Source organism: Marinomonas sp. ef1, from assembly GCF_002806845.1.
Classification (GTDB): Bacteria; Pseudomonadota; Gammaproteobacteria; order Pseudomonadales; family Marinomonadaceae; genus Marinomonas; species Marinomonas polaris.
In genome coordinates, this window is sequence record NZ_NHTT01000001.1 from 225,861 (window position 1) to 243,260 (window position 17,400).

Below are 17,400 nucleotides of genomic sequence, written 5' to 3' on the forward strand. Positions count from 1 at the left end.
ATAGTAGTCGAGCAATGATGTCTTTATATTACCGCCTTACAAGGAATTCCCATGTTAACTGATGCCCAATTACAGGCGACTTTAGAAACCCTAATCGATGACAATTCTGGTCAAGCTTACGGTGCTGTTTGGAACGTCGTCGCAGATGATAACCGCGTTCATGTCACCTTGACGCTAGGTTATCCTGCACAATCAGAACAAGCCGTATTAGAAGCTAAGATAAAAGAGTTAATGGCGGATTCACGTAGCTTGGTGCTAGACATCGACTTTCAAATCAAAAGCCACGAGACTCAAGGCAACATCGCAGGGCTAAAAGGCGTGAAGAACATTATCGCCGTGGCGTCTGGCAAAGGCGGCGTGGGTAAATCCACTACCACGGTTAACCTTGCCCTTGCCATGGCAAAAGAGGGCGCTCGCGTTGGTATTCTGGATGCGGATATCTACGGCCCAAGCCAAGGCATGTTGCTCGGCTTCGCCGAAGGCACTCGTCCTCAAGTTCGTGAAGACAAATTCTTTGTGCCGCCAACCGCGTTTGGTGTGCAAGTGATGTCTATGGCGTTTCTGACGACTAAAGACACGCCAGTTGCATGGCGTGGCCCAATGGTGACCGGCGCCTTGATGCAGATTTTGACGCAAACCGATTGGAATGATCTCGATTACTTATTTATCGACATGCCACCGGGCACAGGCGACATTCAACTTACCCTAGCGCAAAAAGTGCCAGTGGCAGGTTCCGTCATCGTGACAACGCCGCAAGACATCGCTTTGCTAGATGCTCGTCGCGGAATCGAAATGTTCAACAAGGTAAAAATCCCTGTATTGGGCGTGGTCGAAAACATGTCGACGCACATTTGCTCCAACTGTGGTCACCACGAAGCCATCTTCGGTGACGAAGGCGGCGCGAGCCTAGCGAAAGAATACAACGTCAATGTATTGGGCAAACTGCCATTAAGCCTAGCGATCCGCGAACAGAGCGATGCTGGCCGACCAATCGTAGTAAATGCACCAGAAAGTGATACCGCAGGTATTTATCAGTCGATTGCACGCAAGCTTGGTGCTACCCTTGCATCCCAACAAGGCTCTGAACAAGGTGCGCAATTTGCCATGCCGACCATCAGCATGAGCGACGATTAAAAAACACCGGAATCAGAGCGATCAAATAGAAAATTGAGGAAAAGAAATGCGTTTGTGTGACCGAGATATCATCAAAGCCCTAGACGAAGGTTCCATTATCATCGAACCTCGCCCCGACAACAGCGTCATCAGCGGCGTGTCTGTTGATTTACGATTGGGCAATTCGTTTCGGGTCTTTCAAGGTCACCCAGCACCTTACCTCGACCTAAGTAGCTCTAAAGCCGACTTAAGCAAAGTCATCGAATCCGTTATGAGCGAAGAAATTATCGTCGAAGACGGCAAACCTTTCTTCATTCATCCAGGCGAATTAGTACTTGGCGTGACCAAAGAATCCGTTACCCTGCCTGACAACCTCGTCGGCTGGCTCGATGGGCGTTCTTCTTTAGCACGCCTTGGCTTAATGGTTCACGTAACCGCACACCGCATCGACCCAGGTTGGAGCGGCGGCATCGTTCTAGAATTCCTCAACGGCGGCAAACTGCCAATCGCCCTAAGCCCAGGCATGACAATCGGCGCCATCAACTTTGAAACCATGTCAGGCTCCGCGGATCGTCCTTATAACAAACGTGATAATGCTAAGTATAAAGACCAAACTTCCGCGGTTGGTAGCCGGATTTCCGGCGAGAATTAGTTTTTAATTGCAAATTGGTTTTTCTTACGTTCAATAGGAAAGAGGCTTCGGCCTCTTTTTTTGTTTTAGTTCTGTAGGTTCCATTCAAACGCTCTGGATTCCTGACCTTTATTCCGCTCTGTTGAGCGGGTAACTTTTTGCTAGCGCCCAAAAAGTAACCAAAAATTCGCTTTATCGGGCTATCGCCCAAGCGTCTCATTCATTTTGTTTTACATCACGTCTTGCAAGACGATTTTTATCGTAAGGCATAGATTTTTTTGATGATGCTAGGAAAGGTATTCTTAACTGACTCTGAAACTCCATAAAGTCGCGCAACTTCGTCGCGTCGAACTTACTTTATCGGTGATGCTATTTTTTCGTAGGGCATCATAAGCGCAGCGTAATGTGCCGCTGAAAGCGAAGCTTTCATCGTACCCGATGCAAGTCATTCCCCACAAGGGGACAAGTGCCCGCGAAGGCGGGAATCAATTTTTGACGGTTAATGATAGAGTGTTTATTTAGCTTGATTTGGTGTGTTTTTTTAGGTTGATAAATGTACAGTTTGTTGACATCAACGTCTGAGATAGCGATACTAAGTGGGTAGATGACGTGGCGGTAGAGGCATCCCCACATGAAAAACACCAACCTCATTTGAAGTCGCGGCGGTAGAGGTATCCCCGCAATAAATAGCATCAACCTCAATGGAAGTTCTACTCGAAAAGCCCTTATTTTATAAGGGCTTTTTGTTTTTTATAACAAGGATAGTTATGAAAATCAGGCTGTTAACTGAAGTCTAATATGTCACCATTCAAACGCTTTGTATTCCCTACCTTTTTTCCGCTCTGCTGAGCGGGTAACTTTTGTCCAGATCCACAAAAGTAACCAAAAGGTCTCTTTATCGGGCTATCGCCCAAACGTCTCATTCACTTTGTTTAATATTCGTTTAGCTAGACGACTTTTATCGTAAGGCATAGATTTTTTATTTAGTGAGAGATAGATCGTCAAATAATGACCCTGAAACTCCATAAAGTCGCGCAACTTCGTCGCGTCGAACTGACTCATAGAGAGAAATATAAACTGAAGATACGTCATTCCCGCGAAGGCGGGAATCAAGCTCTTATTGGCTATGGTAGGGCATCATGAGCGAAGCGTAATGTGCCAAATTGAAAGCGAAGCTTTCACATGTAGCTCGTCCTTCAGGGCGACAAAAAATTCTAGAGCGTTTTGTACTGGCAGGAAGCAAGGAAGTCTTTTAGTATCAATGAATAAGAATTCACAGCAAAGAATAACGCGCTGTGGATAAATTAAATAACACGCATGCTTGTTTTTCCAGTTTTCGCTTTTGTTGGTATATCTATTAATGGCTTTAGAGTCAGTGACTTATTGTTATATTAAGAAGATTTTAAATATGTTTAAACGCGCATGCGCACTATTAAAGTTTTATAAGCGAATTAATGAGACCAATGCTCATATGAACAAAAATGATTTAGAAGAACTCGTTGAAATCAGGATAAAGGAGGCTAAGGCTCTCCTAGATGCTGAAAGTTACCAAGGGGCGTATTACCTTGCTGGATATTCGCTAGAATGTGCCATAAAAGTATGTATTGCAAAGCAGGTGCAGCAGTATGATTTCCCAAATTTAGAGTTAGCTAAAAATAGTTACAGCCATAAACTAACAGATTTACTTGGTGTCGCAGGTTTAAAGCAAAAGCTGAGTGAAAAAGAAAAGGAAGACGGAAATTTTCAACTTAACTGGGCAGTCGCAAAAGACTGGAATGAAAAAGCGAGATACGAAAGTAGAGTCGAAGAACGAAAAGCAAAAGATCTCTATGAAGCAATTACACACAATAAATCAGGAATATTGGCATGGCTAAAGACATTTTGGTAACAGAGAGCCTCTCAGACTCTATGATAAAAGCCGGTGCCAAGCTTGTAGAAAAACTTGATGCCCAGCATGCTGAGATAAAAAGTGCGTTTTGGCTTTACTTTTCAGAAGATAAAGTTTGGAGACTAATAATTGCTTCACCTTTGGTCGATTCACTAGGACCACGTGAATACTATAGGAAAGTGGTTAGTGCGAATGATTCTGCATCGGAAAACGAGGAAGTAATATCTTTGAATGACATTGGCGTTACAAATATAGCAAATCAAATTGTTCAACTTTTGAAGGTTACTATAGGTACAGGCGATGGAATTTCTGGTATTCGGTTTTCTAGGAATACAATTAACGGTCATTTCATAGAAGACTCATACATTTACCGATCTAATGTATAGAAATCACCTGCACAGAAAACTAAAAGCTATACTTTTGGTTGCCTGTCAGGCAGCGTTAATAACTCCCTTCGACGCAATCCCGATTGCGCGACCTTATGGAGTTTCAGGGTCATTAACGTAAAGACTGCTCTCTAGCAGCAAGACCAATCCATGCCTTACGATATAAGTCGTGTTGCTAGACGTGATGTTAAACAAAGTGAATGAGACGTTTGGGCGAAAGCCCGATAAAAGATTTTTTTGGTTACTTTTGCATCGATTGGCAAAAGTTACACGCCCAGCAGGGCGGAATAAAGGTAGGGAATCCAAAGCGTTTGAATGGAACCCAAAGAAAAAACTAACCCAACCACACGAAGTGTCCAAATCTATGCGTTTGTTAAAGTCGTCTATCCATCCAAGTCTTGAGTCTCTCGATCAATCTTCCTTTTTACGTCTTGCTGCCCGTGGGATTATTTTAAAAGGTGAGGATATTTTGATGCTGTATACGCAGCGTTACGACGATTACACCTTGCCGGGCGGTGGTATTGATGAGGGTGAGAATCAGGTGGAAGGTTTGATTCGTGAGTTAACGGAGGAGACTGGGGCGCGGAATATTCGTAATGTCGAGTCGTTCGGTTTGTATGAGGAGTTTCGACCCTGGAACAGGGATGGTTTTGATATCATGCAGATGAAGTCTTACTGTTTTACCTGTGAGATTGATGAACAGTTAGGCGAGACGAGTCTGGAAGATTACGAAGTCAAAAACGGTATGAAGCCGGTGTGGATCAATGTCCATGATGCCATTAAGCATAACCTAGATACGATTAAAAATAGCGATAAAAAAGGCATGTCGATTGAACGGGAAACCTTTTTATTGTTAATGATCAGGGATGAGTTGTTGGCTGTCCCAAGCTGATATTTTTATTCTCAAAAGCCTGTCACTGCAAAGTCTAATGCGCTAAGTATGTCATCTCTGAGATGGGCGAGTGAGCCTATTGGTTCTTTTAAAATTCTACTAGGAACGGAGGCGATTTGTGGTGTCAGTAGGATGAGTTGCTCGTTGTTGTATTCGATGATTGGGGTGAGTATCTGCATACTTTCATTTTTAAAGTATTCCAGCTTTCCCAAGGGAATGACGATTCTGCTAGTTAGGTCTGAGAGGATGGGGTTTTGGATGTCGAGAAGAAAGGGGTAGGCTTGTTTTGTCGTTTTGCTTGGGTTTGTGTAGACATCAAACTGTGTCATTAGAACGTCCTGTATTCCTCACCAAAACAACCGTTTTCTTCTACAAATTCATTGTATGACTGAATCGCTGCTCGGTTGTCTGCTTTCCATTGCTCTGCCTGATTCTTGGCGAGTTCTTCTTTTAGTGCGTTTTCTAACATGGCAGATAGGTTGATTTTTAGCGCCCGAGATTTGGCCAACAAATCGCTGTTGATGCTTAGGTTGGCCGCTTTTTTGGGTGCCTTTGAATCAAAGAGTGTTTGCATGCTTCTCACCGTATATTTATGCGTATGTCTATGCGCATAGTAGGATGTTTAATATATGCTGGCAAGGCAATAGGAGAAATGATTAGGGGTAGAGAGTCAGTGTAAAACAAAAAGGCGCTCTGGATTTTTCTTAGAGCGCCTTTTTAGAAGGTGTTGCGTTTCGAAGTGATCACTTTGTGCTGTGTTAAGGCGTTTGTATGTAGTTCACTTCGTATTCGATGTTTTGGCGTAGATCGCTCGGCAAATGCAATGCATCTCCAAGGCGGTCTAGGTAGCGGCGCTCTTCTTCGGTATCGATATCAACCGCGAGCAAGGATACGAGATAAATTTCTGTGGCCTGTTCTTCGTTTTCAGATAGGCGTGCGATGGTAATCGGGTCGCTGGTTGCTCGCAGTTGTTCTACTAAAAACTGTTGTTCTTCTTTGCCAATACTAAGGTCTTTGATTTGTTGTTCGATTCGAGTGCGTTCGGTCGCGTCGATATGTCCATCTGCTTTGGCGGCGCTGATCATAGCTCGAATCAAAATGAGGCGCATGTCTTCGCCCTGTTTAGTTGGTTTTTCCTCGACTAGGTCGAAAATGCTCCCTGTTGGGACAGCAGGTAGGGCGTTAGAGGAATCTGAGTGAAAGCTCTGATTGGATGTTGCTGGGGCGGTTTGTGCTGTGTTTTGGTTTTCTTTGTGAGCGCACCAAGCTTTGTAAGCGATTCCGCCTACCGCAGCCATGCCGCCGTATTTAATTGCCGCGCCGCCCATTTTTCGGGCTTTTTTGTTAGTTAATAACATGGCAGCTAATCCGCCAGCCGCAGCGCCACCCAATAATCCACCGGGCATAGAGCCTGATTTGGCGGCAGTGGTAGCTTTGTCGATTCCAGCACTCGCGGTGCCCATAATACTATTTAAAAGTGAGTTAACATTCATGGTCGAGAGCCTCTGGTCTTGATGTTGTTTGTCGTGATTAAGGACACTGGTTGTTAAGTTAAGCCTGATAGTAGGACACGTAAAGTGCTGGTGAGTTCATCCTTGTTTTTGTGGTGTTATTGTTGTTGGAGGGCAATACTTATGTTTTGCTCAATGAGGTAGGGTATGTTGGTTAGAAAATTTTTATACTTATTACTGTTTATTTTATTACAGGGGTGCTCAGGTATTATGCCGAATTTAGGTGTTTCAAATGGAAAATTAGCCGTCTGTCCTGACTCGCCAAATTGTGTAAGTAGCCAAGCCCAAGCCGAGGATAAGCATTATATTGAACCTATCGAGCTTAAAGGCTCCAATGTCGATGCCCATGACAAAGTGGTTGCGGTACTGGAATCGTTGAAGCGAGTGAAGGTTGTGGTGAATGAAGCGGATTACATTCATGCGGAATTTACGTCGGCGATTTTTCGTTTTGTAGACGATGTGGAGTTTTTGATTTCTGAAGAGCGCGGTGGAGAAGTGGTCATCGATATTCGCTCAGCGTCTCGAGTTGGGCATTCAGACTTTGGCGTGAATCGAAAACGTATGGAAGCCATTCGCAGTAAGTTACAAGAATAGTGCATATGGCGCTGTTATGATTGGCTTCCGTACTTGAAATCCTGAAGACGTCTGTTCGACGCACTTTTTATAAGTGAAGGATTGCGCGACCCTATGGAGTTTCAGAGTCATTAACGGAAATGCTCTCTCGAACAGCAATACAGCTCTATGCCTTACGATATAACGAGCGTAGGTAGAAGTTATGTTCCTATTAAGGAAATGAGGGATTAAAGATCTTAAAGCAAATTTTTTCTTTTCTTTAAACTTAAGTTTTTGGGCGCTAGACAAAAGTTACCCGCTCAGTAGAGCCGAATAAAGGCTAGAAATTCAAAGTGCTTGAATGAAATCCAAAGCACTTGAGTGCAACCTGAAAAAGAAATTAACCAATAACTACAATGTCTCTATTTATACGTTTGTTAAAGTCGTCTGTTAGCTCTAAGTATTTGAATAAAACTAAAGAATTATCTCATTGGACATTTTAATTAAGCATATCGATTGCTTGCCAAATTAGTCGGAAGGCCAGTACCGAAAGTAGTATGTTAAAGATGAGATGATAGTATTTATCTGGCAGCTTTTTGGATAGGTGAAGGCCAACCCAAGTACCCAGTGCTCCACTTATGATCATGAAGATTAGTAGGGGAATCCATGGTGTTAGGTTAAAGCCAGTGTAGCCAAAGATGGCTATTTTGCAGGTGTGTTGAAGTGTCATTACAGCTGCAAAGGTAGCGATTGTTTTTAATTTATCTGTATGGATTTGTTTAACAAAAGCTCCTACTAAAGGGCCGGTGGCGCCAACAAAAAGTGTTAAGAATGTTGTGATTAAACTGGCGGTTGCTATACCTATAGTTCCTAAGGCTATTTTGGGGAGTTTTGGTCCCCAACATAAAAATAAAATAAATCCAGCTATCGATAGATACATGATGGCTGGTGGTAAGGTGACAAGTACAAGCAACCCAATTAAAGAACCAATAATCGCCCCAGGTAGGAAAGCGATGATTACTTTCCAATCAATATTATGCCAACTCATTCCAGCTCTGCCCGCGTTAGAGCCGAATTGAATAATTCCATGAATAGGAATGATAAGTTGTGGTGGCATAATTTGGGCAATAATGCCAAGCATTAATATACCTCCGCCAGCACCAAGGCTGGCAGTTAGCATGGACGTAAAAAATGCGCTAATAACTAAGGTTACGAATACAAACTCAGATAGCGTGTATAAAATAATTTCCATCAGTTTTTCTTTTGCAGTAGTTGATGTTTTGTTAACCCAGTGGCCAAGGTAGCGTTATCCAGTCTTGTAGTAAGCCAATCGGTAAATCGAGCACCATTAGGTAAGATAAGGTTGTGATAAACGTCATTGCGAGAATCGAGAGGATGAGAGATTTTAGCCATGACAATTGGGCTTTTAACTTCAGAAAAATAATAAAGAATGCAAAGGTTGCAATGACAAAACCGACTAGGTAATACGATGCTATTAAGCCGCCAATCCAACATAAGTAGAGATAGAAAGATTCTTTATTTTCTTCCTTTGGAGCTTCTTCATCGTAATTGACTTGGCTGTAATCTCCATCTGTAACCAGTTTTCTTAGAATTAATAAAGAAAGACAAATTAAGCAAACAGCTATGCCTGCTGGAAATATACGAGCAAGCATAGATACTTGAAATGCATCGTATAAAGCGTAGAGCGAAAGACTTAATATCGCCAAAACAAATAACACTTGAGGAGCTATATTGGCGGCTAAGTAACGGTTGTTTGATTCTTTGTTTTTTCGTTTCGCTTTTAGTTGAAGGGCTGTAAAGGTTAGCGAGCTAACAACAATAAAACCAATAATCAGTACGCCAGGTTTTAAGAGGAATCCCCAGCCGTCAAATTGAGCCGCTTGATAGAGATAATTTTCCATTCCTGAAGCAAGTACATAACCAATCAAAAAAGCAGGACGAGGCCAGCCAAAGCGTTTGAAAAAAGCACCTAATATACCAATACCAATTAATGCGGTTAAATCACTAAGATCTCTAGTTGCCTGAAACGCGGCAAAGCAAATCACTGCAATCATGAAAGGCGCTAAAATTGCGTAAGGAATAGTTGTGAGTTTCGCTACCCATTTGGACATGAATAAACATGCGCCAGCGCCTAATACGTTAGCAAGAGCCAAAGACCAGATAATGGTGTAGGTGATGTCTAGATTTGTGCTTACCATTGATGGACCAGGCTCTAATCCTATTAAAATCATACCACCTAGGAAAACAGCCATTCCGCCAGAGCCTGGGATGCCGAACAGAATAGTTGGAATTAGCGCGCCACCTTCTTTGGCGTTATTGGATGATTCTGGAGCAATTACACCACGGATATCGCCTTTGCCGAATTGGCTTTTATCTTTGCTGGTTTGGACCGCGTGACCGTAGGAAATCCAGTCGACTACGCTGCCACCTAAACCTGGCAAGGCGCCAACAACACAGCCAATACATGCACAACGAAAAGCAAGCCATCTATGGGTTATTAAGTCTTTTACGCCAGCCATCCATCCTCCGCCTAGCCCTGATGCTTCGGCGATTTGGCGTTTACTACGAAGTAGATCAACAATTTCAGGTATGGCGAAGATACCCAAACCAACGACAACCAATGGTAGGCCATCCATTAGATAATCGATATTGAAGAATAAACGGAATTCGCCTGTGGCTGGTGCACCACCAATGGTGCCTAGCATTAAACCTAATGCACAGGCACATAGACCTTTCATTAAGCTGTTTCCTGCTAGTCCACCAACCATGCTTAAACCTAATAGAGTAAGCATAAATAATTCCGCTGAACCAAAAGCGAGAATGACAGGGCGTGCAATAAGTACAAATACAGTCAGAACAGCTGCACCAAATAGTCCGCCAAAAAGAGAAGCAGAGAATGCGGCGGAAAGAGCTCGTGCTGCTTGCCCCTTTTTAGCCAAAGGAAAGCCATCGAGAACGGTAGCTTGAGACCCGCTGGAACCTGGGATACCCATTAATACTGATGTGAAAGTATCTGACGTTGGGATAACAGCGACCAAACCAATTAACATGGCTAAAGCCGAGGTCACGTCCATCCCATAAATGAAGGGTAATAGCAGAGACAAGCCAGCGATACCCCCAAGTCCAGGAAATATACCGACAGCTAAGCCTAATACAACGCCGACGCACAGAAACATTAAATGTTCTATGGATAGGACGGAGTAAAAAGCACTCATGAATACATCTAACATGATTTTTACCTAAAAAAGCCAATAAGAAGCATGGGAGTAATCCCATGCTTGGTTGAAAGTTTTGTTGGGTTAACTGAGTAGTTCGTTAGAATTTGACGTTGTAGTTTTTACTTAGCCAATTCTGGATCCATTTTTTGTCGTCGTCTGATAGGCTGAAGATTTGATTGAAAGCGTTTTCTACCTTTTTGTCTCCGACGATTTGTTCATAGTCTCCAATGGCTAGACTGGCATCTTCTTTAAAGCCGTCTTGATTGATAATATCAATCATTGTTTTACGGTAAGTTTGAACTACATCACTTGGAGTATCTTTTGGTAAAAAGAGAATTTTCTGAGCTGCGAACCCTGCAATGAAGAAGGTTTTCCAAACATTGTAGGCTTGTCCTGTTGGTTTATGGCCATTCAGCATTTCGTAGACTTCTGGAAAGCTTGGTAAGTCAGGGAAAGATGGATCTCGCTGGATGTTGCCATCTTCATCTAGTGCTCCCCAAGTCATAATTGGAATCGCGCTTCCTTCTTCTACAAGTGGCGTAACTTTTTGGATATAAGGGGCAGAAGTTTGATAATCCACATTTACTTCACCACGCTCAAAGGCTAGTCGTCCAGCACTTCGATCCATACCAAAAACAGGCTTTACATTTAATTTAAGCATGTCCATGGCAAGCAATGGCACTAGATCAAGAGACGTCGGCCCTAGGCTAGGAAAGATAAGCTCTTTGTTTTTGATTTTTACCAAATCTTGGGCGGATTTAATGCCTAGGCTTGAACTGACGTAGAAAACACCACCAGTTGGTGTAGCAAAAACGGCCTTCCAATCTTTTGGCTCGTAGCGGGCGCGCTTATCACCAAGAAGGTAGTAAAAAAGAGTCGATGCTGTAGACCCGAAAATATGAAGGCCATCATTTTTAGCTCGTTTGTCGAATTGATTTGCACCGTTTATAGAGCCGCCACCAGGTACGTTTTTAATTACTATGGTTGCCGGTAGAGCTTGAGATAATTTTGGGAGGAAGAAGCGTGCCCATGTGTCTGTACCGCCACCTTCTTTAAAAGGAACGATCCATTCAACTCGCTCACCACTAAAATCTGCAGCAATTGCAGTATTGGAGATGCTGGATGTGATAATGGCAAGGCTGGAGGCTAGTCCAAACATTAGTTTCTTCATACATATTCCTACTTTTTTGTTGTTAGAGTTGGCGTAGTATAAAAAATGAAGCTTTCAGAAACCTTTCAATTTTGGGAAGAAGAGTTTTATTTGTTAAACATCATGGCGTTCTCCCATTCTTTTAATAGGATGTTACGTTTGGCTTGATCCGTTAATAAGATGATTGGAAACCCGAAGGTGATTGGGATAAGAGGGCTCTGTGTTGATAGGCGCAATTTATTTATTGGGCTATTTGAACTGGCATCTGGCTTGATGGGAATAAGACTGGAGTCGTTTTCAATGATTTTTTGCCCTTCATCAGAGAGAATAAAGTCAATGAACTGTCTGGCTAGCTCTATGTGTTTAGAGTACTTCGGAACGAGGGCGCTACGTAAAATCACGGAAGTATAATCCGATGGAAATATCACTTCAATTTCAGGAAAGCGAGTCGCCCAATCTGAGGCATAAGACCCTAAAACATTATAGGCAATATAAATATCTTGGTTTGCTAATGCTCCCAGCATGGATGTGCTATTGGCATAGAGTTGTGCATTGTGAGCGCCAAACACTTCGAGTAAACGACCATAAGTGCGTGATTGTTGGCTATCATGAGCCCATGTTAAATAGCCTAAACCGACAGTTTCGATGTCTAGTAGTCCAATTTTATTGTAGAAAGATGTACTTTTTTTGCGGATCAAGTTGAGTAGGTCTGTACGATTTTTAGGAGTAGGGTCGTCATCTAATATAGCTTTATTAACCGCAATGGCTACTGGCTCATAGGTGAATGCAAATACTTCATCTCTCCAGTTTGCCCATTCGGGTAACTGTTTTGTTTGGTCGGAACTGAAGGCATAAGTTAGTCCGTCATTAACAAGTTTAATTTGTAAGTCCATGGCAGGGCTTAAAAGGAGGTCAGGCCAATCATTACTTGATCTAACTGTATCGTCTAACTCCCTAGTACTAAATTCTTTATAAAAAACTGATATATTAGGCATACGCTGCTGAAAGGAGCGTATGACTGGATAGATCGCCTGATAATCCGCCGCACCATAAATTGTTAAAGTGTTTTCCTCTATAGGAGTATTCAATAAGCTTGGGAAATAATATTCATCTGCTGCTAATGTAGTGTGATGAATAGTTGCTATAAGAAAAAGAGCAAGATAACGGCAGTAGGTAAGATAGCCGTGAAAAAAATCTTGGTGAGCATCATCATTGCACCACTTAACTTTCATATTGTTTCTCTTGTTGGAAGCGTACTTCGACGATTAATCCTGTTGGCTGATTATCTTTTAATTCCAAGATCGCATAGTGGTGTTCGGCTACTTCGCTTGCTATTGCTAAACCGATTCCTGTGCCGGATTTTATATTATTTTTGGAACGGTAGAGGTATTCGAATACTCGCTCTTTTTCACTGTCTGGAATGCCATAACCGTGATCCCGAATTTGTAAAATAATACTGTCGACTGATGTATCAATTGATACTTCCACTGGGCTGTCTTTTGGGCTGTATTTAACGGCATTTTCGAGAAGGTTTCTGACCATCTGTTTAAGCGCATATTCGTTCCCGGTGATCATCGCTTCTTTCTCTTCGCTTACATAGGCTATTTCTACGTCGCTTTCCAGCGCTACCACAGTAACTTCTCGACATATATCTGTAACAAGTTTGGGTAGTGAGATAGCAACTTTGTCATCACTTTGGAAGCGGTGCGCTAAATTTGCTTGGTTTAATAGCATAGAAATAATGACAGTTAGTTCATCGCAGCAGGCAATGACGTTTTTTAGTTGCTCGTTTCGGCTGTGGGAGTCATGTTCTTCTAGAGCACTTTGGGCTTCGGAGCGCAACCCTGCAAGCGGCGTTCTTAGTTGGTGAGCCGCTTCTCCTGTAAAGCGCTTTAAGCGTTTTAATGTAGTATTTAGTTTTTCCATAAAGTAATTAATGGAGCCAAGTAGTGGCTGGATTTCTTTTGGTACTATCATCTTTATCGGCGACAGATCTGTAGACGATCGAGACTCCAAAGCAATTCCTAAGGATTTAAGTGGGCGTAATACTAGCCATATTCCGATGGTAATTAGCAGCATAAAAACGCAAAAAAACAACAGTACAAATTGAGTAACGAAAAGGCTCATTTCTTTTGCTAGTGCCTCTCGGGCGATAGATGTTTGCCCTAATGTAATGACAATACTAGTATCGATATCGGTATCTAATAATCGTTTTTTGAGCTGTACAAAGCGTACCGATTCACCGCTATAAAAATCGTTGTAATAAAGCGGTGTTGTTTTTGGTGTTTTCGAAGGCAGGGGAAGGTCATCATAACCTGTGATAAGTGTGTTGTTTACGTCTCTTACGGCATAAAAACCTCTATCTCTTGGCGACATGGCTAGTATTTCAAAAGCAGATAAAGGTAAGTCGACGATGAGCTCTCCATCAACCAATGTGATGCTTTCTGCCATTTGAAGAGCCGCGCCTAGTAATTGATTATCGTAAGATATACGCGCTGCACGGTGACCATATAAATTGGCAGACCAATAAGCCAGCAAGCACATAACTAGTAAGATGCTGCTTGTAACAAGTAAAACTCTTTGACGAATAGAGTAGTTGCGTAAGATCATTTTACTCTATCCAATAAATAGCCTAATCCTCTGAGTGTTCGAAGGTTAAAATTTTTGCAGTCTGCAAGTGACTTTCTAAGACGAGCAACATAAATTTCAATGGCGCTTGAGTTTGGTGCATCATCGAAGTTGTATAAGTGCTCTATTAGATATTCTTTGCTCAGAGCTTGTCCCGCATGGCTAAGGAAAATGTTTAATAATCGATATTCAGTATTGGTTACCGCGATGGGGGTGTTATTAATAAAAACAGAGCATGCTTGTCGGTCAACGATCAAGTCTCCGTGTTCTATGACATTTTTGGCCATTCCTTGACTGCGACGTAAGAGAGCAAGGCAGCGAGCTTCTAATTCGGAAAAGTCAAAAGGTTTTGTCATATAGTCATCAGCGCCAAGGTTGAGTAAGGATATTTTATCTTCCATTTGGTCTTTGGCAGTAAGTACTAATACAGGGGTGATTTTTCCTTGATTACGGAGATTTTTTAGAACAGTTTGGCCGTCTATTCCAGGTAGATTTAGGTCAAGAATCACGAGATCATATTCTTGAACTTTTAGAAAGTGATCTGCCTCTACTCCTGTCATGGCTAAGTCGACCGCATGTCCCATTTTTGTGATTTTAGCTAATACTGATTTAGATAAAATAACGTCATCTTCAGCAAAAAGTACACGCATGACTGGACCCTGTTCAGCGTTATTTATAATACTCAATATAACAATTTGCTTTTTGTTTAGCACATTTCATTTGTCATGTTGAGTACCTTAAGCGTATTTAGTAATGGATAAGTATGGCTAGATGTTAATATAGTTTTCAAACATTATCTTTATTAAGAACCAATATTGTGTCTATTACATACCTTGTGTTGTTGAGTTTCTATGGCTCCCTAAGCCTAATTACCTTCTGTTTCTATGGTGTGGATAAGTCCGCGGCTAAGCGTGGAAAGCAGAGAATTCGGGAATCTACTTTGCATTTTCTGTCGTTGTTTGGCGGTTGGTTTGGTGCTCTGTTGGGGCAGAAGGTGTTTCGTCACAAGACGAAGAAGTTACGGTTTTTGGTGGTGTTTTGGCTGACGGTTGTGGTGAATGTCGCGACGATGGGCTACGCAGTTTATTTTTTTCAATTCTCTTAATCTTGGTTAATCTCGTTACGTTATGTAATAACCATAGATTTTTTATTCAAACTCCGTAGATAATTAGTGCTCATATGAGAGCGCTTTGATTAGTTGTCTTCTACAATCCATGAATGACACTGATTTTTTATCTTTAGGTGTAATGTTTTATGAAAAACAATGAGCTAGCCATTAGCCTTGCAGATGTAATGGAGCTGATGCTCGATTCTGTTTGTGTTGTTGATCGCAATGGAAGTTTTGTTTTTGTTAGTGCGGCTTTTGAAAATATGTTTGGCTACGCGCCCCATGAAGTGATTGGCAAGCCTATGGTCGATATGGTGTATCCAGATGATAGGGAGAAAACGCTAGGTATCGCTGAGTCTGTTGTTAGTGGTCAGATTCTGCCGCGCTTCGAGAACCGTTGGGTACGTAAAGATGGCAAGGTGGTAAATGTGCTGTGGTCGGCTCGGTGGTCGGAAGAGCACCAGGTGCGAATCGCAGTTGCTCATGATATTACCGAGCGCAAGGAAATGGAGGCTCAGCTGCTTTACGCTGCGGGTCATGATGATTTGACGGATTTACCGAATCGTACTTTGTTGTTAGACCGTTTGCAGGCGTCGCTAACATTGGCGGAGCGTGAGCATGTCGGTTTATCGGTTTTGTTTATTGATATTGATGGTTTTAAAGATATTAATGATGGCTATGGCCATGCAATAGGTGATTTATTGTTACAACTAATAGCTAAAAGGCTAGGTGCTTGTGTTCGTAAGTCAGACACGGTTGGACGTCTGGGCGGCGATGAGTTTTTAATTATTTTAAATAAAGTGAATAATGCGGAAAGTGCGGCCTTGGTCGCTGAAAAAATCCGTGCTGCTTTATCTGAAGTTTTTGTTGTTGAAGGCTCTACATTGTCTGTTTCTGCCAGCATTGGTATTGCTAGTTACCCTGAAAACGGTAAAGAGCCATTGGATTTGGTGCAGTCTGCTGATCATGCTATGTACCAAGCAAAAAATAATGGTGGCGATAAGGTTATTTTGGCGGCTTCTTAGGGATTTTTAGTTTGGGTTATTGAGCCCTTCTTATCGAGAAGGTAATATCTTTGTCACGTCTCATCACTCTTCTGTCAGTCTATTTTCTGGTTAAAATTAGCAAATATACTGGAAATACACATTCTGTTTGATCCGTGGTTTACGATTTGCTTTCTTCGTGCTGGTTTCCGTTTTACTATCGGGGGATTGGGCGAGAAGCAAAGTCTAGAGTCCACATAATATCAGTGTCGATCACTGGTGTTGTTTGTAATCATTTAACTTTATAGGAAACAATAATGGCGGCTTTTGGTAGCGTGTTTATGCCTAAAATGGCGTTGGCAACATTCGAAAATAATCAATGGAGTGATGCAAGCATTGTCGCATCGGACAGCATTCAGTTGCATCCTGGTGCCCACGTATTGCATTACTCAAGTACTTGTTTTGAAGGTTTGAAGGCGTTTCGTCATGCTGATGGCAGTGTACATGTGTTTCGTATGGACCAAAATATTAAGCGTTTAGCTCAAAGTAGCCGTTTATTGTCTTTGCCTACAATTGATGAAGCGCAAGTTTCTAAAATGATTGTTGATGCTGTTGCTGAGTTTGCTACTGATGTGCCTGAGCCACCAGGGTCTATGTACATTCGCCCAACTCACATTGGTACGGAAGCGGCAGTGGGTAAAGCAGCTGCGCCAACAGCTACGTCTATGTTGTATGTTTTGTTGTCTCCTGTAGGTGATTATTTTACTGGCGGCGCTAAAGCACTTCGTCTTTTGTTGGATGAAACCGGTATGCGTTGCGCGCCTCATATGGGCATGATCAAAAGTGGTGGTAACTACGCGAGTGCTTTAGGTCCTATTTCTAGAGCGAAAGCAGAAGTGCAAGCAGACCAAATTTTGTTCTGCCCAAATGGCGACGTACAAGAAACTGGCGCGGCAAACTTCTTGTTGATCGATGGTAATGAAATCATTACTAAAGGCTTAGATTCTTCTTTCCTACATGGCGTGACTCGTTCTTCTATCCTAACGCTTGCTGCAGATTTGGGTATGACGGTAACTGAACGTGATTTGACGGTTGCGGAATTGCTAGAACGTGCCGCTAAGCCTGAAGTGGAAGCTGTTTTGTCTGGTACAGCGGCAGTATTAACGTCTGTTGGTACCTTTATCCATAATGATAAAGAGTACAAAGTAGGTACTGGTGAACCAGGTCCTATCGCGCTAAAACTTCGCCAAGCATTGAATGATATTCAGTGGGGTAAAGCGGAAGACAAGCACAATTGGCTAACCAAAGTTTGCTAAGTT

Annotated in this window: 18 protein-coding genes; 9 read left to right on the forward strand and 9 right to left on the reverse strand. The window is 42.4% G+C overall.

The genetic code is table 11. The annotated features are described in order from the left end of the window. The first annotated feature begins 51 nt into the window (after positions 1-51). From apbC to CCS02_RS01065, 5 genes are all read left to right on the forward strand, one after another. The gene (gene apbC, locus CCS02_RS01040) at positions 52-1,134 is read left to right on the forward strand and encodes an iron-sulfur cluster carrier protein ApbC (RefSeq protein WP_100635329.1); all 1,083 of its coding nucleotides are present in this window, start codon (positions 52-54) and stop codon (positions 1,132-1,134) included. Between the two features lie 46 nt (positions 1,135-1,180). Then, on the forward strand, positions 1,181-1,765 hold the full coding sequence (gene dcd / locus CCS02_RS01045; protein WP_100635330.1) for a dCTP deaminase: 585 nt from the start codon (positions 1,181-1,183) through the stop codon (positions 1,763-1,765). Between the two features lie 1,387 nt (positions 1,766-3,152). Beyond that, the gene (locus CCS02_RS01055; RefSeq protein WP_198515311.1) at positions 3,153-3,632 is read left to right on the forward strand and encodes a hypothetical protein; all 480 of its coding nucleotides are present in this window, start codon (positions 3,153-3,155) and stop codon (positions 3,630-3,632) included. Further along, complete coding sequence (locus tag CCS02_RS01060) at positions 3,611-4,018, forward strand: hypothetical protein (RefSeq protein ID WP_157807960.1); 408 nt, start codon at positions 3,611-3,613, stop codon at positions 4,016-4,018. Before CCS02_RS01055 ends, CCS02_RS01060 begins: the two co-directional genes overlap by 22 nt. Before the next feature lie 364 nt (positions 4,019-4,382). Next, the gene (locus tag CCS02_RS01065) at positions 4,383-4,910 is read left to right on the forward strand and encodes an NUDIX hydrolase (protein WP_100635592.1); all 528 of its coding nucleotides are present in this window, start codon (positions 4,383-4,385) and stop codon (positions 4,908-4,910) included. Between the two features lie 11 nt (positions 4,911-4,921). Here CCS02_RS01065 and CCS02_RS01070 read toward each other — a convergent pair whose 3' ends face one another. The 3 genes from CCS02_RS01070 to CCS02_RS01080 all read right to left on the reverse strand — a co-directional run bounded on the left by CCS02_RS01070 (position 4,922) and on the right by CCS02_RS01080 (position 6,403). Next, a complete protein-coding gene (locus CCS02_RS01070) occupies positions 4,922-5,239 on the reverse strand; it encodes a CcdB family protein (RefSeq protein WP_100635333.1) in 318 nt (105 codons plus the stop codon). Further along, positions 5,239-5,484 carry a type II toxin-antitoxin system CcdA family antitoxin gene (locus CCS02_RS01075; protein ID WP_100635334.1) on the reverse strand — a complete coding sequence of 82 codons (246 nt, stop codon included), beginning with the start codon at positions 5,482-5,484 and terminating at the stop codon, positions 5,239-5,241. Before CCS02_RS01075 ends, CCS02_RS01070 begins: the two co-directional genes overlap by 1 nt. 184 nt (positions 5,485-5,668) lie before the next feature. Beyond that, positions 5,669-6,403, reverse strand: coding sequence for a tellurite resistance TerB family protein (locus tag CCS02_RS01080; protein ID WP_100635335.1), 735 nt, complete (start codon positions 6,401-6,403; stop codon positions 5,669-5,671). A 165-nt stretch (positions 6,404-6,568) separates the two neighbouring features. On the opposite strand from CCS02_RS01080, the gene CCS02_RS01085 reads away from it, so the two are divergent. Continuing rightward, on the forward strand, positions 6,569-7,015 hold the full coding sequence (locus CCS02_RS01085; RefSeq protein ID WP_100635336.1) for a DUF1499 domain-containing protein: 447 nt from the start codon (positions 6,569-6,571) through the stop codon (positions 7,013-7,015). Positions 7,016-7,472: 457 nt separating this feature from the next. Here the strand turns inward: CCS02_RS01085 and CCS02_RS01090 are convergent, their stop codons facing one another. The 6 genes from CCS02_RS01090 to CCS02_RS01115 form a co-directional block, all read right to left on the reverse strand. Then, complete coding sequence (locus CCS02_RS01090; RefSeq protein WP_100635337.1) at positions 7,473-8,225, reverse strand: sulfite exporter TauE/SafE family protein; 753 nt, start codon at positions 8,223-8,225, stop codon at positions 7,473-7,475. 31 nt (positions 8,226-8,256) lie between these two features. Beyond that, positions 8,257-10,224 (reverse strand): tripartite tricarboxylate transporter permease, encoded by a 1,968-nt coding sequence (locus CCS02_RS01095; RefSeq protein ID WP_100635338.1) that lies wholly within the window; start codon positions 10,222-10,224, stop codon positions 8,257-8,259. Between the two features lie 85 nt (positions 10,225-10,309). Beyond that, positions 10,310-11,383, reverse strand: coding sequence for a Bug family tripartite tricarboxylate transporter substrate binding protein (locus CCS02_RS01100; RefSeq protein WP_100635339.1), 1,074 nt, complete (start codon positions 11,381-11,383; stop codon positions 10,310-10,312). A gap of 86 nt (positions 11,384-11,469) precedes the next feature. Beyond that, positions 11,470-12,594 carry an ABC transporter substrate-binding protein gene (locus CCS02_RS01105; protein ID WP_100635340.1) on the reverse strand — a complete coding sequence of 375 codons (1,125 nt, stop codon included), beginning with the start codon at positions 12,592-12,594 and terminating at the stop codon, positions 11,470-11,472. Then, positions 12,584-13,972: a sensor histidine kinase gene (locus CCS02_RS01110; RefSeq protein WP_100635341.1), complete on the reverse strand. Its 1,389-nt coding sequence runs from the start codon at positions 13,970-13,972 to the stop codon at positions 12,584-12,586. Before CCS02_RS01110 ends, CCS02_RS01105 begins: the two co-directional genes overlap by 11 nt. After that, on the reverse strand, positions 13,969-14,640 hold the full coding sequence (locus tag CCS02_RS01115; protein WP_100635342.1) for a response regulator transcription factor: 672 nt from the start codon (positions 14,638-14,640) through the stop codon (positions 13,969-13,971). The genes CCS02_RS01110 and CCS02_RS01115 overlap by 4 nt, the downstream gene beginning before the upstream one ends. 167 nt (positions 14,641-14,807) lie before the next feature. Here CCS02_RS01115 and CCS02_RS01120 point away from each other — a divergent pair, with 167 nt between their 5' ends. The 3 genes from CCS02_RS01120 to CCS02_RS01130 all read left to right on the forward strand — a co-directional run bounded on the left by CCS02_RS01120 (position 14,808) and on the right by CCS02_RS01130 (position 17,397). After that, positions 14,808-15,095 carry a DUF1294 domain-containing protein gene (locus tag CCS02_RS01120; protein ID WP_232728791.1) on the forward strand — a complete coding sequence of 96 codons (288 nt, stop codon included), beginning with the start codon at positions 14,808-14,810 and terminating at the stop codon, positions 15,093-15,095. 149 nt (positions 15,096-15,244) lie between these two features. Beyond that, entirely contained in the window at positions 15,245-16,123 is an 879-nt protein-coding gene (locus tag CCS02_RS01125) for a diguanylate cyclase domain-containing protein (protein WP_100635343.1), read from the forward strand. 275 nt (positions 16,124-16,398) lie between these two features. Then, positions 16,399-17,397 carry a branched-chain amino acid aminotransferase gene (locus tag CCS02_RS01130; protein ID WP_072837877.1) on the forward strand — a complete coding sequence of 333 codons (999 nt, stop codon included), beginning with the start codon at positions 16,399-16,401 and terminating at the stop codon, positions 17,395-17,397. Positions 17,398-17,400 lie beyond the last annotated feature (3 nt).

Excerpts from the sequence above, each read along its gene's own strand:
- apbC (WP_100635329.1), top strand. The coding sequence starts at position 52 with ATGTTAACTGATGCCCAATTACAGGCGACTTTAGAAACCCTAATCGAT.
- dcd (WP_100635330.1), top strand. The coding sequence starts at position 1,181 with ATGCGTTTGTGTGACCGAGATATCATCAAAGCCCTAGACGAAGGTTCC.
- CCS02_RS01055 (WP_198515311.1), top strand. The coding sequence starts at position 3,153 with ATGTTTAAACGCGCATGCGCACTATTAAAGTTTTATAAGCGAATTAAT.
- CCS02_RS01060 (WP_157807960.1), top strand. The coding sequence starts at position 3,611 with ATGGCTAAAGACATTTTGGTAACAGAGAGCCTCTCAGACTCTATGATA.
- CCS02_RS01065 (WP_100635592.1), top strand. The coding sequence starts at position 4,383 with ATGCGTTTGTTAAAGTCGTCTATCCATCCAAGTCTTGAGTCTCTCGAT.
- CCS02_RS01070 (WP_100635333.1), bottom strand. The coding sequence starts at position 5,239 with ATGACACAGTTTGATGTCTACACAAACCCAAGCAAAACGACAAAACAA.
- CCS02_RS01075 (WP_100635334.1), bottom strand. The coding sequence starts at position 5,484 with ATGCAAACACTCTTTGATTCAAAGGCACCCAAAAAAGCGGCCAACCTA.
- CCS02_RS01080 (WP_100635335.1), bottom strand. The coding sequence starts at position 6,403 with ATGAATGTTAACTCACTTTTAAATAGTATTATGGGCACCGCGAGTGCT.
- CCS02_RS01085 (WP_100635336.1), top strand. The coding sequence starts at position 6,569 with ATGTTGGTTAGAAAATTTTTATACTTATTACTGTTTATTTTATTACAG.
- CCS02_RS01090 (WP_100635337.1), bottom strand. The coding sequence starts at position 8,225 with ATGGAAATTATTTTATACACGCTATCTGAGTTTGTATTCGTAACCTTA.
- CCS02_RS01095 (WP_100635338.1), bottom strand. The coding sequence starts at position 10,224 with ATGTTAGATGTATTCATGAGTGCTTTTTACTCCGTCCTATCCATAGAA.
- CCS02_RS01100 (WP_100635339.1), bottom strand. The coding sequence starts at position 11,383 with ATGAAGAAACTAATGTTTGGACTAGCCTCCAGCCTTGCCATTATCACA.
- CCS02_RS01105 (WP_100635340.1), bottom strand. The coding sequence starts at position 12,594 with ATGAAAGTTAAGTGGTGCAATGATGATGCTCACCAAGATTTTTTTCAC.
- CCS02_RS01110 (WP_100635341.1), bottom strand. The coding sequence starts at position 13,972 with ATGATCTTACGCAACTACTCTATTCGTCAAAGAGTTTTACTTGTTACA.
- CCS02_RS01115 (WP_100635342.1), bottom strand. The coding sequence starts at position 14,640 with ATGCGTGTACTTTTTGCTGAAGATGACGTTATTTTATCTAAATCAGTA.
- CCS02_RS01125 (WP_100635343.1), top strand. The coding sequence starts at position 15,245 with ATGAAAAACAATGAGCTAGCCATTAGCCTTGCAGATGTAATGGAGCTG.
- CCS02_RS01130 (WP_072837877.1), top strand. The coding sequence starts at position 16,399 with ATGGCGGCTTTTGGTAGCGTGTTTATGCCTAAAATGGCGTTGGCAACA.